The 17,347-nt window shown below is 43.6% G+C and carries 17 protein-coding genes and 1 tRNA gene; 7 read left to right on the forward strand and 11 right to left on the reverse strand.

What is annotated here, in order from left to right:
* Positions 1 to 336: 336 nt before the first annotated feature.
* The 5 genes from ACYQ5K_RS09955 to ACYQ5K_RS09975 all read right to left on the reverse strand — a co-directional run bounded on the left by ACYQ5K_RS09955 (position 337) and on the right by ACYQ5K_RS09975 (position 3,415).
* Positions 337 to 424, reverse strand: a tRNA-Ser gene (locus ACYQ5K_RS09955).
* Positions 425 to 648: 224 nt separating this feature from the next.
* Positions 649 to 1,371 (reverse strand): lysophospholipid acyltransferase family protein, encoded by a 723-nt coding sequence (locus tag ACYQ5K_RS09960; protein ID WP_459777540.1) that lies wholly within the window; start codon positions 1,369 to 1,371, stop codon positions 649 to 651.
* 12 nt (positions 1,372 to 1,383) lie between these two features.
* On the reverse strand, positions 1,384 to 1,935 hold the full coding sequence (locus tag ACYQ5K_RS09965; RefSeq protein WP_173688204.1) for a Fe-S-containing hydro-lyase: 552 nt from the start codon (positions 1,933 to 1,935) through the stop codon (positions 1,384 to 1,386).
* A 65-nt stretch (positions 1,936 to 2,000) separates the two neighbouring features.
* Entirely contained in the window at positions 2,001 to 2,441 is a 441-nt protein-coding gene (locus ACYQ5K_RS09970; protein ID WP_173688205.1) for a C-GCAxxG-C-C family protein, read from the reverse strand.
* 131 nt (positions 2,442 to 2,572) lie between these two features.
* Complete coding sequence (locus ACYQ5K_RS09975; protein ID WP_173688206.1) at positions 2,573 to 3,415, reverse strand: fumarate hydratase; 843 nt, start codon at positions 3,413 to 3,415, stop codon at positions 2,573 to 2,575.
* 194 nt (positions 3,416 to 3,609) lie between these two features.
* Here ACYQ5K_RS09975 and bioB point away from each other — a divergent pair, with 194 nt between their 5' ends.
* On the forward strand, positions 3,610 to 4,581 hold the full coding sequence (gene bioB, locus ACYQ5K_RS09980; protein ID WP_459777526.1) for a biotin synthase BioB: 972 nt from the start codon (positions 3,610 to 3,612) through the stop codon (positions 4,579 to 4,581).
* 149 nt (positions 4,582 to 4,730) lie between these two features.
* Positions 4,731 to 5,288, forward strand: a complete 558-nt coding sequence (locus ACYQ5K_RS09985; RefSeq protein WP_173688208.1) for a biotin transporter BioY — start codon at positions 4,731 to 4,733, stop codon at positions 5,286 to 5,288.
* A 280-nt stretch (positions 5,289 to 5,568) separates the two neighbouring features.
* Here ACYQ5K_RS09985 and gyrA read toward each other — a convergent pair whose 3' ends face one another.
* From gyrA to dnaA, 6 genes are all read right to left on the reverse strand, one after another.
* A complete protein-coding gene (gene gyrA / locus ACYQ5K_RS09990) occupies positions 5,569 to 8,103 on the reverse strand; it encodes a DNA gyrase subunit A (protein WP_173688209.1) in 2,535 nt (844 codons plus the stop codon).
* Between the two features lie 10 nt (positions 8,104 to 8,113).
* Positions 8,114 to 10,030: a DNA topoisomerase (ATP-hydrolyzing) subunit B gene (gyrB, locus tag ACYQ5K_RS09995; protein ID WP_173688210.1), complete on the reverse strand. Its 1,917-nt coding sequence runs from the start codon at positions 10,028 to 10,030 to the stop codon at positions 8,114 to 8,116.
* A gap of 10 nt (positions 10,031 to 10,040) precedes the next feature.
* Positions 10,041 to 11,126: a DNA replication/repair protein RecF gene (recF, locus tag ACYQ5K_RS10000; RefSeq protein ID WP_173688211.1), complete on the reverse strand. Its 1,086-nt coding sequence runs from the start codon at positions 11,124 to 11,126 to the stop codon at positions 10,041 to 10,043.
* A 12-nt stretch (positions 11,127 to 11,138) separates the two neighbouring features.
* Complete coding sequence (locus ACYQ5K_RS10005; protein WP_022220243.1) at positions 11,139 to 11,348, reverse strand: RNA-binding S4 domain-containing protein; 210 nt, start codon at positions 11,346 to 11,348, stop codon at positions 11,139 to 11,141.
* 22 nt (positions 11,349 to 11,370) lie between these two features.
* Positions 11,371 to 12,480, reverse strand: a complete 1,110-nt coding sequence (dnaN, locus tag ACYQ5K_RS10010; RefSeq protein ID WP_173688212.1) for a DNA polymerase III subunit beta — start codon at positions 12,478 to 12,480, stop codon at positions 11,371 to 11,373.
* A gap of 182 nt (positions 12,481 to 12,662) precedes the next feature.
* Positions 12,663 to 14,063, reverse strand: coding sequence for a chromosomal replication initiator protein DnaA (dnaA, locus tag ACYQ5K_RS10015; protein WP_459777527.1), 1,401 nt, complete (start codon positions 14,061 to 14,063; stop codon positions 12,663 to 12,665).
* A gap of 239 nt (positions 14,064 to 14,302) precedes the next feature.
* On the opposite strand from dnaA, the gene rpmH reads away from it, so the two are divergent.
* The 5 genes from rpmH to jag are packed head-to-tail and all read left to right on the forward strand — an operon-like array spanning position 14,303 to position 17,342.
* Entirely contained in the window at positions 14,303 to 14,437 is a 135-nt protein-coding gene (gene rpmH, locus ACYQ5K_RS10020; protein WP_022220244.1) for a 50S ribosomal protein L34, read from the forward strand.
* A 58-nt stretch (positions 14,438 to 14,495) separates the two neighbouring features.
* Positions 14,496 to 14,840 (forward strand): ribonuclease P protein component, encoded by a 345-nt coding sequence (gene rnpA / locus ACYQ5K_RS10025; RefSeq protein ID WP_173688214.1) that lies wholly within the window; start codon positions 14,496 to 14,498, stop codon positions 14,838 to 14,840.
* A 50-nt stretch (positions 14,841 to 14,890) separates the two neighbouring features.
* Entirely contained in the window at positions 14,891 to 15,103 is a 213-nt protein-coding gene (yidD, locus tag ACYQ5K_RS10030; RefSeq protein ID WP_008371384.1) for a membrane protein insertion efficiency factor YidD, read from the forward strand.
* A gap of 54 nt (positions 15,104 to 15,157) precedes the next feature.
* Positions 15,158 to 16,429, forward strand: coding sequence for a YidC/Oxa1 family membrane protein insertase (locus tag ACYQ5K_RS10035; RefSeq protein ID WP_173688215.1), 1,272 nt, complete (start codon positions 15,158 to 15,160; stop codon positions 16,427 to 16,429).
* Between the two features lie 13 nt (positions 16,430 to 16,442).
* Entirely contained in the window at positions 16,443 to 17,342 is a 900-nt protein-coding gene (gene jag / locus ACYQ5K_RS10040; RefSeq protein WP_173688216.1) for an RNA-binding cell elongation regulator Jag/EloR, read from the forward strand.
* Positions 17,343 to 17,347 lie beyond the last annotated feature (5 nt).

A 17,347-nucleotide genomic window follows, 5' to 3' on the forward strand; every position in this document is an offset into this window, starting at 1 on the left:
GTTTGTATCCAGTTCAAAATCACTGCTAGCAATTTCGTTCCTGTTTACTGTTCTGGTTTGACATCTTTCGATGTCCGTTCTTGAAAAATCTCTTTAAAGAATTTTCAGGGTTTGTTGTCTATTGTTCAGTTATCAATGTTCTTTTTTGTTGTTGCCGTTTCATGCGACAGCTTTTATATTATATCAAAGTGTCTCATGTTTGTCAACAACTTTTTTAAATTATTTTTTGATGCTTTTTTGAAATCTCTCAAGCAGCAACTCTGATATATTATCATATATCTTCTTGTCTGTCAACAACTTTTTTGAAGTTTTTTCAGAAGTTATTTTCAAACAAAACGGAGAAAGAGGGATTCGAACCCTCGCGCCGGTTGCCCGACCTACACCCTTAGCAGGGGCGCCTCTTCGGCCTCTTGAGTATTTCTCCTCAGCCCGATCCAAGGTCTGTATTTAACTGTGCGTTTACATACTTTTAATGTAACTTCACAGCGCATTGATAATTATACCTAAGAACCCTCTTTCTGTCAACGGTTTTTTCGATTATTTTTTTCTTTTTTTGAGTTTGTTTTCTATTTATCTATATATAGAAGAAACAGGCTCTTTTTCACTATATCTAGCAAAGAGTCTGTCCCTTTTTACCTTATCTATATTTTATACTTCCTTTGGTTCATATTCAGATATGGTTTCTTCTATTCTTCTTTTTACTTCTTTTGCGATCTCTGTTGTCTTCATATTCTGATATTCTTCATAATAAATCGGTTCCAGAAAATGTACCTGTACCGTTACCGGTGCAATACTATTTGTATCAAACGGTTTAAAAGAATCAATCAACGCAATCGGTATGATCGGGCATTTCGCTTTTGTTGCCGCCTTGAAGCTTCCACCTTTAAACTCAAGAAGCTTGTTTCCCATCTTTGAGCGGGTTCCTTCTGCAAAGATCAGATAGTTTCTTCCTTTCTTTACTTCTTCTGTAACATCCATGATCACCTGCATAGACTGGCGGATATCTTCGCGGTCGATCATGTAGGCCTTCATACATTTAAATGTCTGCTTGAGAAGCGGAACATTTTCCACTTCTTTTTTTGCCACCACTGAAAACGGGCGCGGGCAGGCATCAACAATTGCGAGTACATCATAAAGCCCTTGATGATTCGGGAAAAACATAAACCCTCCCTCTTTGGGGATATTTTCTTTTTCATATGCTTCGATTGTTACATTTCCACCTTTATTGGCTCTTTTGACAATATATTTCAGAAGCTTATACCGAGTGATCTCCGGATACTTGTCTACATGTGCGGCATAGTAACACAGCTTGCACCACATAAACGGAACAAGCAGAATATTCCGAATTACCATAAGTGCAATTCTTTTCACACAATTCATTCTCTATTCCTCCGCATACTCTTTTACGGCTGTCTCGTATAAATTATTGCCCTCGGAGTCGATCACAACAATTGCCGGAAGGTCTTCGATCTCCAGACGGCGGATCGCTTCTGTGCCGAGATCATCATATGCGATCACATCTGCTTTTTTGATACATTTTGAAAGGAGTGCTCCTGCTCCTCCGACTGCTGCAAAATAAACTGCTTTATTTCTCACGATCGCATCCCGGACAGCCTGGCTTCTTTTCCCTTTTCCTATCATTCCGCCAAGTCCCAGATCCAGAAGGCGTGGTGCATATTTGTCCATTCTGCTTGCTGTTGTCGGTCCTGCCGAGCCGATCGGTCTTCCTTCCCTCGCCGGAGATGGTCCCATATAATAAATCATCTGATTCTTAATATCAAGCGGAAGCTCCTTTCCTTCCGAAAGTGCTTCATCCATTCTTTTATGAGCAGCATCACGGGCGGTATAAATAACTCCCGTAAGATATACATAGTCTCCTGCTCTTAAATCCTGTATTTCTTCCTTTACTACAGGAACTGTAATATGTCTTTCCATATCCTTTTCCTTCCTGATTCTTTTTCTGTATTCTGCTGCGGCGTTTTTAACTGCCAACAGGAGTCTTATAATTCTCTTAAAATAATTTCAGCTAATTTTCCCACTGTAAATTCCACAAAACTGATGCACTGTGCTTTTCTCTCCGGAGAATTCTTTTCTTTCCCTCTTGTAAGCACACGACAACATGTAGCTCCGCAGTATTCTTTAAACGCATCGTGAAGCTCTTTTGTCAGTCTCTGACATTTTAAAAATGCATCATCTCCCGGCGTTCTTCTTCCGAAGAAATAGCCAATACACATCGTTCCGCCAGCAAGTGCGCCGCAAATACAGCCACCATCTCCGAGTCCCCACGGGAATCCGGATGACATAGCGATCGCATCATCTGACATTTCAAGATCAAAGCCCTTTTTGATCGCATAGATCACCGACTCTGAACAGGCAAACCCTTTCTGGAAAATCTCAACCGCATCTTTTCGCATTGCGTCTACATCTACATTTGTATTCATAATTGTCCTCTTTTCATTTTTCTTTAAATATTACACATCCTCTCACCGGCAGAAACCCTTTGTAACATGCTTCATCTTCACGCGAGTACATATCTTCGGCACAGAAAGTCTTTTCGGGATTCCCCGGTAAATTAAATAGTACGGATCACATGGCGGTTAACATGACAGCAAATATTTACCGCTACCGGAAGTCCGGCAATATGAGTCGGATAAGTGTTGACATTGACAGCCAGTGCGGTTGTACTTCCCCCAAGTCCGCCCGGTCCGATTCCAATCTTGTTGATCCGCTCCAGTAATTCTTCTTCCAGTTCTTTTACATATGGAATGTCTGAATGGCTTCCTACCTCTCTTGTAAGTGCTTCTTTTGCCATCAGTGCACATTTTTCAAATGTGCCGCCGATTCCCACGCCGACAACCATCGGAGGACAGGCATTCGGTCCGGCATCTTTCACTGCCGTAAGAACTGCTTCTTTTACTCCTTCGATTCCATCTGCCGGTTTCAGCATAAACACACGGCTCATATTCTCACTTCCAAAACCTTTCGGTGCAACCTTGATCTTCACCTGATCGCCCGGAACGATTTTATAATGAATGATTCCCGGTGTATTATCTTTTGTATTCTCTCTGAGAATCGGATCTTTGACAACGGATTTTCTCAGATATCCATCGACATATCCGCGACGGATTCCTTCATTGACCGCATCTTCAAGGTCTCCACCTTCAAAATGCACATCCTGTCCGATCTCAAGAAATACAACTGCCATACCTGTATCCTGGCAGATCGGGATCATATCTTCTCCTGCGATCTTCAGGTTGTCCTGAAGCTGGCTTAAAATCTTTTTCCCAAGTGGAGACTTCTCTGTTGAAACTGCATTTTTCATCGCAATATCCATATCCTTTGAGAGAAAATGGTTCGCTTCAATGCACATTTCTTTGATATTCTTTGAAATCTCTTCCACGTTCACTGTACGCATTGGTTTTTCCTCCTGCATTTGTCTTAATCTGTTTTTATTATACTATGGTTTTTTTTCATCTGCAATGTAATCATCTTCAAATAAACCTGTATCGTCTCTATTGTTAACCTTATAAAATTTTAAGTTGACATTCTTTCTTTTGCATGGTAAAGTGTGAAATGTATTTGATATTTTTTACCAAGGAAGGTTTACTTATGATTTCTGAAATCGAAACAACTACAGATCCGGTGCTTTCACGAGAAGATGCAATTGCAATCCTGAATACACCGGACGAAGAACTCGACCAGCTCATTGCACAAGCTGAAAAACTGCGCAGAAAATACAAGGGCAATCATGTAAGTATTCATATTCTTACCAATGCCCGTAGCGGCAACTGCTCCCAGGACTGCGCTTACTGTGCACAATCCTGTCGTTCAAAGGCCGATATCGATAAATATAAATGGGTAGCCGATGAAAAATTATATAAAGACAATGATTTTGTAAATGAACATCATCTGTCCAGACACTGTATCGGACTAAGCGGTATGAAATTTACCGATGAAGAGATTGAAGAACTTGCTTCTAAGATCCGCAAGATGAAAGAAGAGGGAACGCATCTCTGCTGCTCCATCGGCTTTCTTACTGAAAAGCAGGCTCTGATGCTGAAAGAGGCCGGGCTTGACCGGATCAACCACAATCTGAACAGCAGCCGGGCTTATTACAGCCACATCTGCTCTACCCATACATTTGAACAGCGCGTTCAGAATATCAAGATGCTTCAGAGACTTGGATTCGAGATCTGCAGTGGCGGAATCATCGGAATGGGTGAAAGTAAAGAAGATGTCGTAGATATGCTTCTGGAACTTCGCGAGATTCAGCCGGAAGCCCTGCCGATCAACTTCCTACTGCCGATTCCGGGAACTCCTCTCGGTGACGCTGATATCTCCGGACTCACGACTGAGTATTGCATGAAAGTTCTCTGCCTTGCAAGACTTCTGGTTCCGCAGTCCGATATCCGCTGCGCTGCCGGACGCGAGGTTTATTTCAAAGGCGAAGAGAAAAAACTTCTCAGCGTTGTAGATTCCATTTTTGCTTCCGGTTATCTTACTGCGGACGGTCAGGGAATCAAAGATACGATCCAGGCGATTACGGATGCCGGTTTTACTTACGAGATCGAATCTGCTTAATTTATTGACACGCTGAACACCAAGGATGAATTAAAATAATGTGAATACTTTATTTTATGGGCGTTCGAGGTGTTCAAGGATTGCCGGAATTGTATAGCAATGGAACAATCCAATTACATTATTAACATTCTAAAAGGAGAGTACATAACATGACTCAGGGAAACACACAGACACTTCGTACAACCAATACTTATGCAATGGCGGTAACAGCTCTTATGACCGCTGTCACCTGCATTCTTGCACCGCTTTCCATCCCGATCGGACCGGTGCCGATTTCACTTACCAACTTTGCAATTTATCTGGCGCTTTATCTTCTGGACTGGAAGAAAGGAACGGTCAGCTATATCATTTACCTTCTCCTCGGGCTCGTCGGACTTCCTGTATTTTCCGGATTTACCGGAGGACTGGGAAAACTTGCCGGACCAACCGGCGGATACATCATTGGTTTCATCCCAATGGCAATCATTGCCGGTATCGTAATTGACAAATTCAGCCAGAGATGGATCCAGATTCTTGGAATGATCATCGGAACTGCCATCTGCTATGCATTCGGAACTGCATGGTTCTGTGTTCAGGCAGGTTACACTGTATCCGCTGCTCTTGCAGTATGTGTCATTCCATTTATCCCGGCGGACCTGATCAAGATGGTGATCGCTATGATCATCGGTCCTGAAATCCGCAAGAGACTTGGAGCTGTTGCACAGTAAGATGCACGCGCCTGCCAGAATATTTAAAGTCTGGCAAAATAATAATCCAGCCCCTCTACGAAGCCCGGAAATGCCTGTTTGTCGCAGCGTTTCCGGGCTTCTTTGTTTTCCATATTAAAAATTTGGCTTTTACCAGAGCAAATGTAAGACATACCATAACATTTTCTTTCCATGCAGCCTCACAAAACAAAGCAAGAGACCAGACAAGGCATTTGCATATCCTCTGTCCAGTCTCTTTATGATTTATCCTGCTTCTGTATTTCTACTTTCGCTCAGATTTTTATTCTTCTGTCTGCTCTTCTACAGCCGTCTCAGCAGTTTCTTCTGCATTTGCTTCTTCCGCTGTCTCTTCTGCATTCTCCTCCAGTTCACGAGAAGCCTTACGCACCTTTGCAATACTTGCAACTTCTTCATGTTCCTTCAGATTGATCAGCTTGACACCAGATGTGATTCTTCCAAGTACGGAGATGCCTGCACATTCCATACGGATCACGATACCGTCTGTATTGATGATCATGATCTCATCATCTGAATTGACTGCCTTCGCGCCGACTACATTACCGGTCTTCTCTGTGATCTTATAACACTTCACACCTTTTCCGCCACGGTTCTGAGCTGTGAATTCTTCCATACGGGTTCTCTTGCCCATACCCTTTTCAGATACGATCAGAAGCTCTTCACCCTGCACATCAAGCTGCATTGCAACCACTTCGTCCCGGTCACTTAAATTCATACCACGAACACCCATAGAGGTTCTTCCGGTTGAACGTACGTCAGATTCATGGAAACGGATGCACTGTCCATACTGGGTTACAAGAACAACATCTCTTTCGTTGTCTGTGATCTTAACCTCGATCAGTTCATCATCCTCGCGGAGTGTAATTGCGGCAAGTCCTGTCTTTCTTACATTTGCGTAATCCAGGATCGGGGTCTTCTTCACAAGACCTTTCTTGGTTGCCATGAACAGATAATCTCCTTCTTTGAATTCCTTGATCGGAATCATGGCAGTGATCTTCTCATCCGGCTGAAGCTGAAGGATGTTGATGATCGCTGTACCACGGGAAGTTCTTCCTGCTTCCGGAATCTCATATCCTTTCAGGCGATAACAGCGTCCGGTATTGGTAAAGAACATAATGTACTGGTGTGTATTGGTCATGAACAGCTCTTCTACATAGTCTTCATCCAGAGTCTGCATACCCTTGATACCCTTACCGCCACGGTTCTGGCTCTTGAAGGTATCGTTGCTCATTCTCTTAATGTATCCCATCTTTGTCATGGTGATCACCACATCTTCTCTCGGAATCAGATCCTCTGTGGAAATGTCGTATTCATCAAATCCGATGGCTGTTCTTCTGTCATCTCCGTATTTTTCAGAAATCACAAGGATTTCTTTCTTGATGACACCAAGCAGAAGCTTTCTGTCTGCAAGGATTGCCTTATATTCTGCAATCTTCTTCTCAAGCTCTGCATACTCTGCTTCCAGCTTCTCTCTTTCCAGACCGGTCAGAGCTCTCAGACGCATATCTACGATTGCCTGGGACTGCGCATCACTTAAGTTAAAGCGGCTCATCAACTCTGTCTTTGCGATCTGCACCGTCTTGGATCCACGGATGATCTTAATGACTTCATCAATGTTATCCAGTGCGATCAGCAGACCTTCCAAGATGTGTGCACGTTCTTCCGCCTTATTCAGTTCGTATTTGGTACGTCTGGTCACAACGTCTTCCTGATGTTTCAGATAATGGTTCAGGATTTCCAGAAGGCTCATAACCTTCGGCTCATTATTGACCAATGCAAGCATGATCACACCAAATGTATCCTGAAGCTGTGTATGCTTGTAAAGCTGGTTCAGAACGACATTCGGGTTCACATCTCTTCTCAGTTCGATGCAAACACGCATACCTTCACGGCTTGACTGGTCGCTCAGGTCTGTGATTCCATCGATCTTCTTATCTCTTACAAGCTCCGCGATCTTCTCGATCAGACGGGCTTTATTGACCATGTACGGAAGCTCGGTTACAACGATTCTGTGCTTTCCGTTTGCCATTGGCTCGATATTGGATACCGCACGTACACGGATCTTTCCGCGTCCTGTACGGTAAGCCTCCTCGATCCCTCTTGTTCCAAGGATGGTTGCTCCCGTCGGAAAGTCAGGTCCTTTGATGATCTCCATGATCTCTTCGATCGTAGTCTCATCTTTATCTTCGATCTGGTCATCAATGATTTTCACAACCGCACCAATGACTTCTCTCAAGTTGTGCGGCGGAATATTGGTTGCCATACCTACCGCGATGCCGGATGTTCCATTTACCAGAAGGTTCGGGAATCTTGCCGGAAGTACGGTCGGTTCTTTTTCTGTCTCATCAAAGTTCGGTGCAAAATCAACGGTGTCTTTGTTGATATCCGCTGTCATTTCCATCGAGATCTTACTAAGTCTTGCTTCGGTATATCGCATTGCGGCAGCACCGTCACCGTCCACAGAACCAAAGTTGCCGTGACCGTCTACAAGAATGTAGCGGGTAGACCAGTCCTGTGCCATATTAACGAGGGCTCCGTAAATAGAACTGTCACCATGCGGGTGATATTTACCCATGGTATCACCGACGATACGCGCACATTTACGGTGCGGTTTGTCAGGACCGTTGTTCAGCTCGATCATCGAATAAAGAATACGTCTCTGAACAGGTTTCAGACCGTCTCTTACATCCGGAAGCGCACGAGAAGCAATAACACTCATGGCATAATCGATATAGAACTCTTCCATGGTTTTTTTCATATCCACTTCATGAACTTTATCAAAAATATTATCTTCCATTGGTTTTCTCCTATATATCTAAGTTCTTAACAAATTTTGCATTCTCTTCGATAAATTCTCGTCTTGGTTCTACTTTATCTCCCATCAGGGTTGTAAAGGTAAGATCCAGTTCGGAAGATGTCTCATCGTCCATTGTCACTCTTCTCAAGATTCGATGCTGCGGGTCCATTGTGGTATCCCATAACTGCTCTGCGTCCATCTCACCCAGACCTTTGTATCGCTGAATCTTATTGTTCTGATCACGTCCGACTTCGCTGATGATCTTCGCCAGCTCTTCATCGCTGTATGCATACCAGACTTTTTTATTCTTCTCCAGCTTATAAAGCGGTGGCTGTGCCAGATATACATAACCCTGCTTGATCAGTTCTGGCATGAAACGATAGAGGAAAGTCAGAAGCAGGGTACTGATGTGTGCTCCATCGACATCGGCATCGGTCATGATGATGATCTTGTGATATCTCAGTTTGGAAATATCGAAGTCGTCATGGATTCCGGTACCAAACGCCGTAATCATCGCCTTGATCTCGGCATTGCCATAGATCTTATCCAGTCTTGCCTTCTCAACATTCAGGATCTTTCCACGAAGCGGCAGGATCGCCTGGGTTGCTCTGTCACGGGCTGTCTTCGCAGAACCTCCCGCAGAGTCTCCCTCTACGATGTAGATCTCGCACTTGGACGGATCCTTGTCAGAACAGTCTGCAAGCTTTCCAGGAAGTGACATGCCTTCCAACGCGGATTTTCTTCTGGTAAGATCTCTCGCCTTTCTGGCTGCCTCTCTTGCTCTCTGTGCCATGACAGACTTCTCAACAATAGATTTTCCAATAGCAGGATTCTGTTCCAGAAAGATCTGAAGCTGGCTGCTGACGATACTGTCAACCGCGCCTCTCGCTTCACTGTTTCCCAGCTTCTGCTTGGTCTGTCCTTCAAACTGAGGATCCTCGATCTTGACACTGATGATCGCAGTCAGACCTTCTCTGATATCCTCTCCGGAAAGATTCGGCTCGCTGTCCTTTAATAATTTGTTCTTTCTTGCGTAGTCGTTAAATGTTTTTGTAATGGCATTTCTAAAGCCGACTACATGGGTTCCGCCTTCCGGTGTTGTGATATTATTTACAAAACCATAGGTGTTATCTGTATAAGAATCGTTGTGCTGCATAGCAACTTCAACTTCTACGTTATCTTTTGTTCCTTCACAGTAGATGATCTGCTCGTAAAGCGGAGTCTTGCTGCGATTTAAGTACTGGACAAACTCCTTGATACCGCCTTCATAGTGGAAAACTCTTTCCTTCGGTTCTTCATCCCGAAGATCAGTCAGGCTGATGCGAAGTCCCTTGGTAAGGAACGCCATCTCACGGAATCTCTGTTTTAACACATCATAATCAAATACTGTATCTTCAAAAATGGTTTCGTCCGGAAGGAAGGTTACCTTGGTTCCTGTCTTTTCCGGATCACATTCGTCTACAACCTTCAGCTTGTAAACAACATGTCCTTTTTCATATCTCTGTCTGTATACCTTTCCTTCGTGGCAGATCTCAACTTCAAGCCAGTCAGAAAGTGCGTTTACAACGGAAGCTCCTACTCCGTGAAGTCCACCGGATACCTTGTATCCTCCACCGCCGAATTTACCGCCGGCATGAAGCACGGTAAATACAACCTCTACCGCAGGGAGTCCTGCTTTGTGATTGATCCCCACCGGAATACCACGTCCGTTATCTATAACCGTAATTGAATTATCCGGATTGATGAACACCTGGATATGATCACAGTATCCTGCAAGCGCTTCATCCACCGAGTTGTCAACAATCTCATAGACAAGATGGTGAAGTCCTCTTGAAGATGTACTGCCGATATACATACCAGGTCTCTTTCTTACTGCTTCCAGCCCTTCCAGTATCTGGATTTGGTCTGCTCCATATTCTGCACTCATATTGATCCTCCTAATTCTCTTTTGATACATGTCCGTTCTGAACATGAAATACTTTATTTATTGAAAATCGATGATTGACAAACTCGTCAAGTCCCGTACAGGTGATCAGAGTCTGTATATCATGAATACTGTCCAGTAAATAGTTTTGCCTGTGTTTGTCAAGTTCAGACAATACATCGTCAAGCAGCAGCACCGGCGTATCCTTTATGATCTGCCGTACCAGCTCGATCTCAGACAGTTTCAGCGAAAGTGCCGCTGTCCTCTGCTGCCCCTGCGATCCAAATCTGCGGATGTCGATCCCTCCTGCCATAAAACAGATGTCGTCCCGGTGAGGTCCCACCGAGGTACTCTTCATCCTGATATCGCGCTCCCTGTTCTTCTCAAGCGCCGCCTCAAGCGAAAGTGCTCCGCATCCAGGCTCATACGAAAGGCTGATCCTTTCCCTGCCTCCCGTCAGTTTATGGTGAATGTCTCCGATTATCGCATTGACCTCCTCAATAAACCGGATCCTTCTCTGAATAATCTTTTCTCCATACTGAACCAGCTGCATATCCCACACATCCAGCGTATCCAGTATGTCATCTCTGTAATAGGTATCCTTCAGCAGACGGTTCCGCTGATTAAGTGTACGGTTATAATTTGCCAGGTCACTTAAATACACCTTGTCGAGCTGTGAAAGCTCCAGGTCCATGAACCTTCTCCTCTCCGCCGGACCATTTTTAATAATGTTCAGATCCTCCGGCGAGAAAAACACAAAATTCGTCAGTCCAAAAAGCTCACTCGCCCTCCGGATCGGAACCTTGTTGATCGCGATTCCCTTCGGACTGTTCTTCTTCAGGTGCATGTCAATCTGCCATGGAACACCATTTTTCTCGATAACCGTCTCGATATGAGCTTCATCCTGCCCGAACCGGATCAGATCCCGGTCCTTCGTCCCCCTGTGAGACTTTGTGGTTCCTGACAGATACACCCCTTCCAGGATATTCGTCTTGCCCTGCGCATTATCACCGTAAAAAATATTCGTGGCATGATCAAATTCAATATTCAATATTTCATAATTTCTGTAATCTTTTAACTTTAATGATTTGATAATCATACCTGCGCCAGCCTATTTTTCAATCTTGATCTCTTCTCCGTTAAATGTGACAACGTCACCGTCGTATAATTTTTTACCACGTCTGGTATCTACTTCTCCGTTCACTTTTACCAGACCTTCGGTAATGACTTCCTTTGCTTCCACACCGGATCCTACAAGACCTGCCGCCTTCAGTGCCTGGCCAAGCTTGATAAATTCGTCTCTGAGTTTGATTGTCTCCATAATTTTTGTCCTCTCTAAATTCCTATACTGCTCCGCTGAAGTTTACCGGAAGGATCAGGTATACATAGCTTTCTCCTTCATCCTTGATAAAGCAAGGAGCTTTTGCGTTCATAAAGTAAAGATCTACTTCTTCATCATCGATGACACGAAGTGCGTCGATCAGGAACTTCGGATTGAAGCCGATCAGAAGGTCTTTTCCTTCTTTGGTGATCAGAATCTCTTCATCCATCGTACCCATCTGTGACTTGATCTTAAGTTCCATCATTTCATCCTGGATATTGATGATGATCGGTTTTTTATCGCCTTCTTTTACAAGAAGTGTCGCACGGTCAATACAGTTCAGAAGTTCTCTTTTATTGATTCTTACCTTTGTCTCATAATCATTGGACAGCATCTGCTCGATACGGAAATATTCACCTTCGATCAGTCTGGATACCACAACTGTATCATCAAATTCAAATACAATGTGGTTGGCTGTGAAATACAGTCTCACTTCGCTGTCCGCTTCGCCTGACAGGATCTTGCTGACTTCGATCAGAGTCTTTCCCGGAACCACGATCTTCTTCGGTTCATAAGATTCCTTCAGCTCGATCTTGCGGATGGAAATACGGTGTCCGTCAAGGGATACCACTTTCAGAAGATCTCCGTTCATATCGAAAAGCTCTCCTGTCATCAACTTGTTGCTGTCATTATCTGCAATTGAGAAAATGGTCTGGCGGATCACTTCCTTCAGTGTGAACTGGGAAATGACAACCGGATTCTCTCTCTCAATATATGGCAGATAAGAAAAATCTTCGCCGGATTTGCCGGAGATATTGAATTTCGCTTTTTCACAGGTAATGAGCGTCTGAAGGTTTGCTTCACTTTCGATCACGATTTCATTATCAGGAAGCTTTCTTACGATGTCAGAGAAAATTCTCGCATCCAGTGCGATCATTCCCTTCTCGTCGATCTGACCTCTGATCACAGTCTCGATCCCAAGCTCCATATCGTTTGCTGTAAGTTTGATAATATCTGTAGTTGCATCTATCAGAATGCATTCCAGGATCGGCATGGTTGTCTTTGTCGGAACAGCCTTTGATACAATGCTGACCCCTTTCACAAGATCTGATTTAAGACATCTGATTTTCATAATGTGTAAAACTCCTTTCGACGCGCAAAATATATATTTATATAAAACAAATCCGTAGTTATCTTAGTAGTATCTGTTGAATTGCGGACAAGTACTTTAAGACCTTAATATGAAAGGATTTAAGGCTTTGACAAGTCCGTGGACAGTCCTTTTTCTTCCCTGGCAGATCATGGAAAACTTTTCTACAGCGGGCTGATCTTTTTCTGAATGATCTCGATCGTGTTTCTTAAGGCTTCATCTTTTTCCACATCCCGGGCAATCTTGTCCACACCATGGTTCACAGTGGAATGGTCACGCCCTCCGAGCAGATCGCCGATCCTCTGAAGAGATGCATCCGTCATCTGTCTGCACAGATACATCACGATCTGTCTGGTTCCTGCCGTTCTCGCATTCCTCCGGCTGCCTTTCAGTTCGGAAACAGAAACGTTGAAATGATCAGAGACAACATCCAGAACCAGCTCCGGCGTCACCTTGCGGCTCTCGTCCGGTGCGATCATATCCTTCAATGCCTCTGCCGCCAGAGAAACATCAAAGTTCTTTCTTCCACCGATCCGGTATAATGCAATCAGCTTGTTAAGTGAGCCTTCCAGCTCCCGGATATTGGTCTTGATGTTCATCGCAATATACTGGATCACCTCATCCGGAATCTGATATCTTTCCAGTTGGTCCAGTTCTATTTTCTTATAAAGAATCGCCATACGTGTCTCGTAATCCGGCACCGAAATATCTGCGATCAGTCCCCATTCAAACCTTGTCCGCAGACGCGCCTCCAGTGTCGTCATATCCTTCGGTGGTTTATCACTGGAAATGACGATCTGCTTTCCGGAGTTGTGCAGATGATTGAACGTATGGAAAAATTCTTCCTGTGTACTTTCTTTGCCGATAATGAACTGTACGTCATCGATCAGAAGTACGTCATTGTTGCGGTACTTATCGCGGAATGCATTCATCGCCAGATCGTTGCCGGTCTTTCCGTTGCGGATCGCCGTGATCAGGTCATTGGTAAATGTCTCACTTGTCACATACAGGACTTTCTTCGATGGTTCCCGGTCCAGTATGTAGTGTGCGATCGAATGCATCAGATGAGTCTTGCCAAGTCCTACCCCGCCATATAAAAACAGAGGATTGTAAACCTCACCGGGAGATTCGGCAACTGCCAATGATGCGGCATGTGCAAAATTATTATTCCCTCCTACCACAAAGGTATCAAACGTATACTTCGGATTCAGATTCGCTTTTTCAGCTATCGGGCTTACCGCTTTATGCTTATGTGTCTTCTCTTTTACGGGCACAGTCTCCTCCAGATATCTGCGCTGCTGCTCGCGCGGCAGATCTCTCGGAATAAACTTGATCTGATACTCTGTCCCGGTAACTTCCGCGATACATACTTTAAGCGGAAGAAGATATTTATTCTGAATGTGTTCGATGCTCGCCTTAAAATTAACGGTAAGATACAGGGTGTTGCCTCTGATCTCATATACCTCCAGCGGGCGTATCCACGTTTCAAAAGAAATGTTCGATAGAAAATATTCTACTTTCAGCTTTTGAATGATCTCTTCCCATTTTTCTTTTATGACGTCCATGTTCCTGCCCCATTCATCTTCAAAATAAGCATAATCATACTCTTATATTCTACCTTAAAATGATTTCAGAATCAATCAAAAACCGTAAACTTATTCATAATTTCCTTAAAATAAGGATCGAAACTTTATTAAAACTGCTTGACGGAGACAGCTTTTTTGATTATAATGAAGTACGATGTCTTAAAAACGTAAATAAGCTTCTATTCATATAAGAAGGAATCGATAGGAGGTGGATATCAATGAAGATGACATTCCAGCCAAAGAAACGTTCCAGAGCGAAAGTTCATGGATTCAGAGCAAGAATGGCCACAGCAGGTGGAAGAAAAGTTCTTGCAGCAAGAAGAGCAAAAGGAAGAAAAGTATTATCAGCATAGGTCACATATATGTGGCCTTTTCTTCTATGCAAATTTATGTAAATCGGGAGAATAAAGCATGAAATTTTCCGAATCATTGAAGAAAAACAGGGATTTCCAGTCTGTATACAGAAAGGGAAAACCTTATGGCAACAAGTACCTTGTAATGTATCTCCTGGCGAATGATCTCGGACGCAACCGCGTCGGAATTTCCGTCAGCAAAAAAGTTGGGAACAGCATCATAAGACATCATTTAACACGGCTGATCCGTGAGAGTTACAGGTTACACGAAGAACAGTTCCAATGTGGATATGATATCGTGATCATCGCAAGGACGACCGCCAAAGACCGGTCATACCATGAGATCGAAAGCGCTCTCATCCATCTGGGCAAACTTCATCACATTTATTCGGACTGCGTTTAGTCAGTTCAGTATATCGAGAAGACGGATATACACAACGAGGCACTGAAATTATGAAAAAGATATTACTATATTTGATTCGTTTTTACAGAAAGTATTTATCACCTATGAAGGTATATACCCATTGCATTTACATTCCCACCTGCTCAGAATATGCGCTGGAGGCAATTGAAAAATATGGGGCATTTAAAGGAGGCCTTCTGACCGTATGGAGGATCTTAAGATGTAATCCATTCGCAAAAGGTGGATATGATCCGGTGCCTTAACTAACCTACGAGCCGTCCAAACACCGGGGCGGAAATGTTAATGGAGGAAAGGTTATGACAGGTATTTTAATGACACAGGTCAGCACACCGATCATCGGACAGGCTGCCTGGGTACTCGGTAAGATCATGAACGGTATTTACCGGGTAATGGATTTAGTCGGCATTCACAACCTGGGTATTTGTATTATCCTTTTGACAATCGTCATCTATACTTTACTCATGCCGCTTACAATCAAACAGCAGAAATTTTCCAAAATGTCCGCTGCAATGAACCCTGAGCTTCAGAAGGTTCAGCAGAAGTACAAAGGAAAAAATGATCAGGCTTCCATGCAGAAGATGCAGGAAGAAACACAGTTAGTATATGAAAAATACGGAGTATCACCAACCGGCGGATGCTTAAGTATGTTCATCCAGTTCCCAATCCTGTGGGCGATGTACTATGTAATCCGTAATATCCCGGCTTATGTAACACAGGTAAAAGACGTCTACACACCTCTTGTTACCTCAATCATGGCTCAGGACGGATGGCAGAAAGTTATGGAAAAGATCGGAGAAGCGAAACCGATCCTGATGTCTGCCTCCAAATATGACTACTCTGATAAGAATGTACTGATCGACGTACTCTACAAATTCCAGACTTCAACATGGGATACCCTTGGCAAGAAGCTTCCGGATCTGCAGACTACCATCGACAGCACTGTTAATACATTAAAGTCCATGAACAACTTCCTTGGACTTAATATCGCAGAGACACCTATGAACCTCATCAGTACCGGTGTCAAAGCCGGAACATGGGGAATTGTGATCATGGCAGTCCTGATCCCGATCCTTTCCGGTCTGTCACAGTACTTAAGTGTTAAACTTTCTCAGCAGACAACAGCTACAACCAACAATCCGCAGGCAGACCAGATGGCTGCTACTATGAAGTCCATGAACGTAACGCTTCCGCTTGTATCTGTATTTATGTGCTTCACATTACCTACAGGTCTTGGAATCTACTGGGTTGTCAGTGCCGTTGTCCGTATGGTACAGCAGTATTTCATCAACAAACATCTGAACAAGATTCCAATGGACGAACTGATCAAGGAGAACATGGAAAAAGCTGCTGAAAAGCGTAAAAACAAAAAAGAAGTTGATGCAAGCAATGTAAATAAAATGGCTCACAAGAACGTAAAGAATATTCACGAGCCTGTAAGATCAGCTGCTCAGACAAAAGAACTTGAAGAAAAGCTTGAAGAAGCGAAAAAGAAAAATGAAAATGCAAAGGCAGGAAGCCTTGCAGACAAAGCAAACCTTGTAAAGCGCTTTAACGAAGGCCAGAAATAGGGGGACAAGTCAAATGAATGAGATTACAGTATCAGCAAAAACTTTAGATGATGCCATCACAGAAGCTTCTATCCAGCTCGGTGTAGCAAGCGACCAGATGGAATATGATGTTATCGAAAAAGGAAGCGCAGGTTTCCTCGGAATCGGAAGCCGTCAGGCAGTTATCCGTGCCCGTATCAAAAAATCTGTAACAGAAGAGATCAAAGCCGAAGAAATCAAACCGGAAGAGATCAAAAAAGAATTCAAGAAGGAATTCAAAAAAGACCGCAAGGATTTTGGCGGACACAAAGAACGTAAAGAGTACAAAGAATACAAAAAAGATTCGAAAAAGGACTTCAAGAAAGAACCTAAGAAAGAATTTGTAAAAGAAAACAAAACAGAAACAGTCTCTGCCGTAACAGCAGCAGCTCCGGTTCAGGAAGAGAAGAAAGAGCTTCATGTAGCCGTTGTAACCGAAGAGACACAGAAGATCTGTGAGAAATTCTTACAGGAAGTACTTCAGGCAATGGGAATGGGCGAAGTAAATATCGTATCCTCCATCGATGAAGAAGGTGCTCTTGCAATCGAGATGAACGGCGAAAACATGGGAATCCTGATCGGTAAGCGTGGACAGACACTGGATTCTCTCCAGTACCTCACCAACCGTGTAGCTAACAAATCACAGGATGGTTATGTACGTGTCAAACTCGACACAGAAGACTACCGCAAGAGAAGAAAACAGACTCTTGAAAATCTCGCAAAGAATATCGCTTACAAAGTAAAACGAAGCAGAAAGCCGATCTCACTGGAACCGATGAATCCTTATGAAAGAAGAATCATCCATTCCGCTCTGCAGGCTGATGACAGAGTTTCTACTCACAGCGAAGGCGAAGAACCATACAGACGTGTTGTTGTAACACCGAACCGCCGTTAATGTTA

This window comes from Allocoprococcus similis, assembly GCF_054660775.1.